This is a genomic window from Clostridium sp. OF09-36 (assembly GCF_003481985.1).
Taxonomy (GTDB): Bacteria; Bacillota; Clostridia; order Lachnospirales; family Lachnospiraceae; genus Brotaphodocola.
Genome location: NZ_QUMD01000057.1, coordinates 1 through 3,246 on the forward strand (window position 1 = coordinate 1; position 3,246 = coordinate 3,246).

At 45.1% G+C, this 3,246-nt stretch carries 7 protein-coding genes; all 7 read right to left on the bottom strand.

Going from position 1 to position 3,246, the window contains the following annotated elements; genetic code table 11:
* Window positions 1-538 (bottom strand): MobQ family relaxase (mobQ, locus tag DXA97_RS19315; protein ID WP_147355614.1); only part of this gene is annotated, 538 nt, incomplete at its 3' end.
* Window positions 539-721: 183 nt separating this feature from the next.
* Entirely contained in the window at window positions 722-1,126 is a 405-nt protein-coding gene (locus tag DXA97_RS19320; RefSeq protein ID WP_002594806.1) for a hypothetical protein, read from the bottom strand.
* 21 nt (window positions 1,127-1,147) lie between these two features.
* Window positions 1,148-1,402, bottom strand: a complete 255-nt coding sequence (locus DXA97_RS19325) for a CPCC family cysteine-rich protein (protein WP_073929945.1) — start codon at window positions 1,400-1,402, stop codon at window positions 1,148-1,150.
* A 255-nt stretch (window positions 1,403-1,657) separates the two neighbouring features.
* Entirely contained in the window at window positions 1,658-1,870 is a 213-nt protein-coding gene (locus DXA97_RS19335) for a DUF6199 family natural product biosynthesis protein (protein ID WP_055302366.1), read from the bottom strand.
* A 353-nt stretch (window positions 1,871-2,223) separates the two neighbouring features.
* On the bottom strand, window positions 2,224-2,520 hold the full coding sequence (locus DXA97_RS19345; RefSeq protein ID WP_002594808.1) for a DUF3847 domain-containing protein: 297 nt from the start codon (window positions 2,518-2,520) through the stop codon (window positions 2,224-2,226).
* Window positions 2,513-2,854: a DeoR family transcriptional regulator gene (locus tag DXA97_RS19350; RefSeq protein WP_003020305.1), complete on the bottom strand. Its 342-nt coding sequence runs from the start codon at window positions 2,852-2,854 to the stop codon at window positions 2,513-2,515. Before DXA97_RS19350 ends, DXA97_RS19345 begins: the two co-directional genes overlap by 8 nt.
* Window positions 2,851-3,039 (bottom strand): hypothetical protein, encoded by a 189-nt coding sequence (locus DXA97_RS19355; protein WP_025544156.1) that lies wholly within the window; start codon window positions 3,037-3,039, stop codon window positions 2,851-2,853. Before DXA97_RS19355 ends, DXA97_RS19350 begins: the two co-directional genes overlap by 4 nt.
* Window positions 3,040-3,246: the final 207 nt, after the last annotated feature.

The window sequence follows — 3,246 nt, forward strand, 5'->3', positions numbered from 1 at the left end:
CCTTGTGGCTTTTCCACCTGCCGGACGGAAGTTTTATCCGTTCTCCGCTTTCATCAAGGTCATAAACCTTGCGGCTCTTGGGAAGCCATTTTCCATGTTCGTCCATTGCTCTCATAGTCAGCAGGACATGGGCGTGGGGATTGTGTCCCGGCGGATGGGGGTCATGGATTGCAAAATCAGCAATCATGCCTTTGGAAACAAACTGCTGCTGGCAAAACTCCCGGACAAGGACAGCGTACTGGTCGGGCGGTATCTCTCTGGGGATGGTAAGCACCCACCGCCTTGCAAGCTGGGAGTTCCATTGCTTCTCCACCGCTTCGGCGGCATTCCATAAGGTATTGCGGTCTGCATACTCCGGCGGGGCATTTGCCGGGAGCAGGATTTCATTGTGGACGATGCCACGCTTTTCCGGGTAGTGCTTCACTTGCTGGTCGTATTCACAGAACAGCTTTTCGCCGCTTTGGTAAGCAGCGGCGGCAACCGCAGACTGCCGCTGGCTGCGCTGAACAATCGTGATTTCGTTGTGTGGACAGGGCATTTCGTGTCCCTCCTTTCGGTAGTTGGTGGATGGGGTGGCGTTTTACCACCTCATTTTGGGCAGAAAAAAAGCAGGAGACCTTTTTTCAGATTTCCTGCTCGGTGTGCCGCTGTGAGGGCGGCGGATATTTAGTTGTAAAAGTTCGGGACAAGTTGACCGATGGGTAGATGGTACACTTAAAAATTATGGTTCTCTTGTCATTAGCTCATTAGCATAATGATTAAGAGCTTCACAAGGTTCATATTTGCATTTATAACCAATACCGTCAATTATAATAAATGGATTGTATGCTATAATCTCCACTTGAGAACCATCTGCCAAAGACAGAGTGAAAATAACTGCTTGTCCGGCATATTCTGTATATGAGTTGTCCTTATTGTAAATAACTACCTCATTGAGATATGATACTAATTCCTCTGTTTCTACTATCTGAATTGTTGTATCAGGTGGCGATAACCGAACACTTGCCGAAGTAATATCTGCTGCCTCTAAATCTTTGAATGGTCTATGAGCAGAAAACAAAAGAAAGCTAATACCTATACCGATTAAACATATCAGTGCAATTAACAAAAACTTTTTATGCTTCATTTGATTCTCCTTTACACACTACTATGAAATTTCTTTTTCATCATCTCTTGGTGGTCGGACATAACATAACATTTCTTTTTCACAAGCACCAAATTTTGAGAAATTGGATTTCGCTTCTTTTAGCGTTATTCCATGATTAGAGTCACTTGGTTCGTTATCAGAAGCAATGAACGGGTCATTCTCCCAAAAACAAACGGGACAGATATACCCACAATCTTCATTTGCCGGAACATTGTAGGTAAAATATCCACAACAAGGACATTGATATTTCATCATTTCGTGTTTTTAGCTCCCCCTTATAATTTCATATTTGAATATAAGCAAATTATCAAAAATATCATTCCTAAAATCGCAAGACTTTCGCATATAGAAACTATTTTGAAATTCCTCAAACTCATTTTTCCTTTTTTATATTCGTCATAACACAAATAAATTGTAATCGCTGCAAATACAATCGTTATAATCTCGATAACCGGCATCTATATCCCTTCCTAAAATTGATTTGTCGCTCGTCATGCAATCTGAAAGTTATTATTTCAAAATAAAGGGAAGTATTATCATGACAACTCCTAATAGAGCAAATAAAATACCGCCAATTTTTGTGGTTTTCAGATATAACTCAGATGGCTCATCTGCTCGATAAGATTTCCATGCTTCTGTTAATTTCCACACTAAATCTGGCTTCAAAAAAATAAACATACCTAAAACAAAAATTATAACTCCACCACTAATAGACCATAACATAGGCGTCCCTCCCGTTATTCAAGTCCAGTTTGTTATTGATTTCATTATACTTTATTACCTATCGAAAAGATAGCGTATTTTATGAAACTTGTCAGATGGGAACAGCTTGCAGCGCAAGGTGTCCCCAGATGGCAAGTCCACAAAAGGGTAGCTGGCGGTAGCCAGCGCAGGGGTGCAAAACGTCCAGTGGACGTTTGCCCTGCACCGACCGAAGCGGAGCGGAGACGGCGTAGCGTCCCCTGTATGATTTGGAGCAGACCATGACTGCGGAAAATCACAGCCCTCCGGCGAGGAGCCTTCGGAGAACGCAATGCACCATCCTCTGGGTGGTGTATAATTGCGCCCTTAGTAAACTAAGGGGTTTCCGGCTTCTCCCGTTCCAGCAGTTTTTTCAATAGTTCCTGCGTGTCCTGCCTGTGAAAAATGAGTTTCAACAACAGCATGACATCATCATCTGTCAGGCGTTCCGGCTCTTGCAGAAAACTTTCCAGCATACCGCCACGGGTACAGAGCCGGTGCGTCCGTTCCTTTCGGGTAAGCTGCTTTAACTGGTGCTGCAATGCCTTTTCATCATTGATTGCTTTCCGCAGTTTCTTTTCGCTTTTCTCCAGCTCCCGGTTTAGCTTTTCCAGCTTTGAGGTATCAGGCAAGGGCAGCGTCCTCCTTTCCTGGTATCAGCACATAAATCCTGTTTGGTTCTCCAACGCCCTGACGCACCCGCATGATAAGTCCGGCTGTTTCCAGTTCATTCAGAGAACGCTTGACTGTCATGGGGCTGCGGGACAGGACTGCGGCAATGGCTGTAACAGGGAAGCAGACAAACAGGATTCCGTTTTCGTCCTCCTGACCTTTGGAAAGCATAGCGTCCAGCATCCGGCAGTACATGACCTTTGCGGTGCTGCTGACTGGAAATCCTGTCAACGCTCTGGGAAATGGCATACAGGGCGGCAAGGGTGTGTCTATCGTCATAAATTCAAAATTCATTCGGTGTGTTCCTCCTTTTTCTTTGCTCGTTTGGATAAATAACGGGGGCAGTCAACCACAACCGCCCGGAAGCTCTGCTTGCACCCATGCTGGCATTTCCGGCATAATTCGTTGTAAGTGACACGCCCCCGGTCATTGAGGTAAAAGGAAAGCTCATGCTTCCTCTTTTTGCTCATTCTCGGCATATTGTATTTCCTCCCGTTTTAGTGTATGGTTTCGGGGCGATTTTCGGCAAAATTACGGTCATAGAGCCGATTAAAATCTCCCGAAGTATCAGCGATAGGGTAGACTATCCCCCTATCAGATTGTCGTGTTTCGGTATCATTTCGGTGTCAGTTCGCCAGTTCTCCCCGGTGTCGTTCCTCCCCTGAATCTCACAGCGGCGTATCGCT